The organism is bacterium, assembly GCA_026398675.1.
Lineage (GTDB): Bacteria > RBG-13-66-14 > RBG-13-66-14 > RBG-13-66-14 > RBG-13-66-14 > RBG-13-66-14.
The window spans coordinates 1-3,805 of sequence record JAPLSK010000139.1 but is presented as its reverse complement, the minus strand read 5'-3'; the positions used below and the strand labels follow the sequence as shown (position 1 = coordinate 3,805).

The following is a 3,805-nucleotide window of genomic DNA, read 5'->3' as shown; positions in this document are numbered from 1 at the left end:
CCCCAGAGGGGGGAGGGGACGGGCGGCCCTTACCCCGACCATCAAAAAAAGACGCCCAGGCCCGCGGACAGGACCAGGTCCGCCCCCTGGCCAGAATAACCGCCGTAGCCCAGCACCTGGCCGAAACTCACGTCGTAGCTCGCCTTGACCGGCACGAAGAGGTCCTCGGTGAGGAAGACGTCGGCGCCGATGGCGAGGCAGGCACAGGGGCAGGGCTCGAATACCCGCCCGTAGTCGTAATCCCGACCGCCCACGGTTTCGGAGGCCCGCAGCCACTCCACCCCCAGACCGAGGCAGCCCCAGAAACTCACGGCCCCCCACTCGTCCATCCGGACTCCGGCGAACCCCAGGGCCGAAAACGAGTGGGCTTCGGCCTCCCCGACCCGGTTCGGCTCCTCCCCCGTCCCGACGTAGCCCCCCGTGTCGTAGGTCCCGTACTTCACCACGAGCCCCCAGAGGGTGCGCCCCAGGCGCAGGGAGGCCTCGACCTCGCCGCCCAGGGAGGGCCCGAACATGGTGCGGCCCGTGTCGCCGGGCAGGGCGGCCCAGTCGCCCACGGCCAGCATGGTGTCGGCGTAGAGCGCCAGGCGCATTTCGGTGTCCGCGGCGGTTGCGCAGAACGCGAGGGCGAGCAGGAGTAAGACGGCGGGGTTACGCATCCCCCAGCATCTCCTCGGTGATGGAAAGCTGGTAATGGGGGGCGCTTCCGTTGGTGACGAGGGGGTCGCATGCGGTGCCGACGCCGTCGTAGCAGGAGACGGCCGCGCCGGATTCGCCGTCGGCGGCCGAGGCGGAGAAGTCGAATTCCGTCCGCCCCGTCCGCCCCTGACCCGGGGAGTAGGCCGCGGTGCAGTGCAGAGTACGGCCTATATCCACCCCCACGCGGGGGGTGGAGTCGCCGGGCGGGGTCCAGGGGAAGTCCGCCCCGCCGATGGAGAGGTGGAGGTAGTAGCTGGTGTCGTTGTAGAGGGTCAGGGAGCCGTCGGTCATCCCCTCGGCGTCGGCCTCGCACCGGACGCCCAGGGGGAGGGCGGCGAGGATGGGCAGCAATATCCGCAGGGAGCGTCGCATCCGCCGGTCCTAGAGATAGAGGCTGATGTCGGTCGCGACGACCGGGTTCCGCCCGTGGCCGGAGTAGTCGCCGCAGCCGCGGGCCTGGTTCAGACTGAAGTCGTTTATTTTCTCGTCGGCGATCATCCGCTCCACGTCGGCCGCCGGGGCGGTGGTCGTCGTCAACGCCGGAACGCGGGGCGCGAGGTTTCTCATTCCGATTGCACCCCCCGGAGGTTGACGTCGTAAACGGTGACAACGTCGTCGGAGCCGTAGGAGGAGACGGGCTCGCAGGTGAGCTGTCCGCTCTCGTCGCAGCCCAGGCCGCCGGTGGTCCCGCCGCCGCCGGTGTAGTCGAAGGTGTAGGAGCCGGAGACGCCCTGCCCGGGGGAGTAGGTCACCCGGCAGGTCACCCGGTCGCCCACGGCCATGTAGGAGCGCCCGCTGGTCTCGCCGGGCGGGAGGTCGGGGAAGCTTTCGGAGCCTATCTGGACGTGGAGGTAGTAGTAGGTGCCGTTGGCGACGGCCAGGGTGGCCTCCCCGCTCTCGGAGTCGGATTCGCAGCGCACCCCCAGTGGGAGGGCCGAGAGCACGGCCGCCACGACCCAGAGGGAATACCGGCGCACGTTCACCGCCCTTCCTCTAAGGTCCGCCCGCGCCAGTCGGTCCGGGGCGCGCAGGCGGTTCCTCGATCCATTCTAACTATATACTAAAAAATTCATTTTTCCCGAGCCCGCGGGCCGGCTCCTCCGCCGGGGCTTCGCCCACCACGACGACGTGGAGCTCGCCCGAGCCCACGCCGGCCGCCCCCGCGCGAACCGAGCGGAGCGAGCTATGCCCCCGGCAAAACCCCGCGGCCTGGAGCGCGCCGGTTGGAATCAAAAGAGCGAGCACCCCGCGGCGCAATCAGCGCTCCGGGTAGGTGTAGGCGAGGCTCAGGCGATAAAGGATCCGGTCCCAGCCGGAGGCGAGGTAGACGGCGTCGTCCGACACGGCGATGAGGTTGACGTTGCGGAAGTCCACCACGCCGGCGCCGCCCCAGGTCCCCGCGATCCGCTGCCGGGCGTCGAAGACCACCAGCCCCGACCGCGCGTCCACGACGTAGAGCCAGCCGAGGGAGTCGGTGTCCAGGGCCTTGGGGTCGGGGAGCATTCGGGCGCCGACCTCGAACACCGACCCGTCGGACTTGAGGCCCCGGATCGGCTCGAAGCTCGCGAGGTAGTAGAGCGTGCCGTCGGGGGACGCGGCGAGGGCGTTGAGCTTGCCCGCGCTCAGCTCGCGGACCTGGACCACGTCGCCCGCGGGCCCGAGCTCGAGCGCGGGGTAGGTCACGAGGTCCCAGCCCGTGGAGTAGCTGAACACTACGGCCCACAGGCTGCCGTTACCCCCGGCGACGAGCAGCTCCGGGCTGATCCCCTCGGTGAAGGTCTCCGGCTCGTCGGACCCGGCGGCCAATCGGAGCACCACCCCCTCCCAGGAGTCGGCCAGGTAGACCTCGTCCCCCAGGCGGGCGACGGGCCCGGATACCCCCGTCTCGACGACCCGCTCGGGACCGCTCTTCGGCTTCAACGAGAGGAGGTGGAGCCGCCCCGCGTCATCGCAGAGGACGACGCCCGAGGAGGATACGTCCAGGCCCACCGGGGTGTAGTCCAGCTCCAGGCTCTCCTCCAATTTCAGCTCGACCCCCTCGGGCCCGGGCGGGTGGACCGTCGGCAGGGGGATGGGGACCGCCACGGCCGCGTTCCCGCCGAAGCCCAGGACGCCGAAGGAGACCACGGTGCCGCGAGCGAAGCCCATCTTCGCGTAGGTCCCCTCATCCAGCGCCCGCACCCGGTCGGTGGGCGAGTATTCCAGGCCCTCCGCCGGCGGGGAGAGGGAGACGAGCGACAGGTGGTCGCCGCGGACCTCCTCCACCCGGCCCGCCCCGACCACGGTCACCGCCACCCCCAGCATCTCGCCGGTGTCGGGGTGGACCAGCGGCTCGCCGTAACGGTAGATCCAGCAATAGTCGTTGAACTGGAGGCCGTCGTCCGCGCCGAGGGCCGCCTGGGCGGTGGACCACTTCGCGTCCAGGGAAATGACCGGTCCGGCGGTGGGCAGGCCTTTCGCGAGCTCTCCGGCCAGGCGCGCGGCCATGTCCCTCGCGCCGTCGGCGCTCTCCGCCAGGGCGACGGGGCCCTCGTACCGCTTTCCGGCGTAGGGGTCGTAGACCAGGCCGGAAATCTCCACCCCGCCCCCCGCGGCGGTGACGGTCAGGGCGGCGGCGTAATCGCACTTGAGCGCCGCGGCCAACTGCGCGAGCTGGACGTCGCTCGAGGGGTCTATGACGGTGTTGATGCTGGTTACCTCATCGCGGGGCGCCACGTTCAACCCGGCCTGGGTCAACCCCTCCTCGAAGCCGGCCCGGGCGCCCTCCACGAGAAGGTAGTCGGCGGAGCCGGGGACGTCGAGCCAGACGGCGACGCGGCCGGCGGCGGCCAGGGCGCCGGCGGCGATGATCAACAAAACCGGGACGAGCTTTCCCATGCGACCCCCTTCATCAAATTGGCGCAGTATAGACCATTTATTCCCCCGCCGCAAGGGCGGCGAGGTCCGCTGGGGTATGTGCTATACTGTTATTGATACCCTTGTGTGCGGCGGCCCGCAGGGACTTGTCCCACGGGGCCGCCCTACGTTTGATTCCCCCGCGCGGCGGCCCGCGGGGGATGCATCCCACGGGGCCGCCCTACAATTTCTTCGAAAAGGGAACGCCGGA

At 70.2% G+C, this 3,805-nt stretch carries 5 protein-coding genes; all 5 read right to left on the bottom strand.

Annotated features, from left to right (window positions below; translation table 11 throughout):
- Positions 1-41 precede the first annotated feature (41 nt).
- Positions 42-659 (bottom strand): hypothetical protein, encoded by a 618-nt coding sequence (locus NTW26_03590; GenBank protein MCX7021357.1) that lies wholly within the window; start codon positions 657-659, stop codon positions 42-44.
- On the bottom strand, positions 652-1,071 hold the full coding sequence (locus NTW26_03585; protein ID MCX7021356.1) for a hypothetical protein: 420 nt from the start codon (positions 1,069-1,071) through the stop codon (positions 652-654). The genes NTW26_03590 and NTW26_03585 overlap by 8 nt, the downstream gene beginning before the upstream one ends.
- A gap of 9 nt (positions 1,072-1,080) precedes the next feature.
- On the bottom strand, positions 1,081-1,266 hold the full coding sequence (locus NTW26_03580; protein ID MCX7021355.1) for a hypothetical protein: 186 nt from the start codon (positions 1,264-1,266) through the stop codon (positions 1,081-1,083).
- The gene (locus tag NTW26_03575) at positions 1,263-1,682 is read right to left on the bottom strand and encodes a hypothetical protein (GenBank protein ID MCX7021354.1); all 420 of its coding nucleotides are present in this window, start codon (positions 1,680-1,682) and stop codon (positions 1,263-1,265) included. Before NTW26_03575 ends, NTW26_03580 begins: the two co-directional genes overlap by 4 nt.
- 274 nt (positions 1,683-1,956) lie before the next feature.
- A complete protein-coding gene (locus tag NTW26_03570; protein MCX7021353.1) occupies positions 1,957-3,576 on the bottom strand; it encodes a hypothetical protein in 1,620 nt (539 codons plus the stop codon).
- Positions 3,577-3,805 lie beyond the last annotated feature (229 nt).

Coding starts and splice junctions, on each gene's coding strand:
- NTW26_03580 (MCX7021355.1), bottom strand. CDS start 1,266: ATGAGAAACCTCGCGCCCCGCGTTCCGGCGTTGACGACGACCACCGCC.
- NTW26_03590 (MCX7021357.1), bottom strand. CDS start 659: ATGCGTAACCCCGCCGTCTTACTCCTGCTCGCCCTCGCGTTCTGCGCA.
- NTW26_03570 (MCX7021353.1), bottom strand. CDS start 3,576: ATGGGAAAGCTCGTCCCGGTTTTGTTGATCATCGCCGCCGGCGCCCTG.
- NTW26_03585 (MCX7021356.1), bottom strand. CDS start 1,071: ATGCGACGCTCCCTGCGGATATTGCTGCCCATCCTCGCCGCCCTCCCC.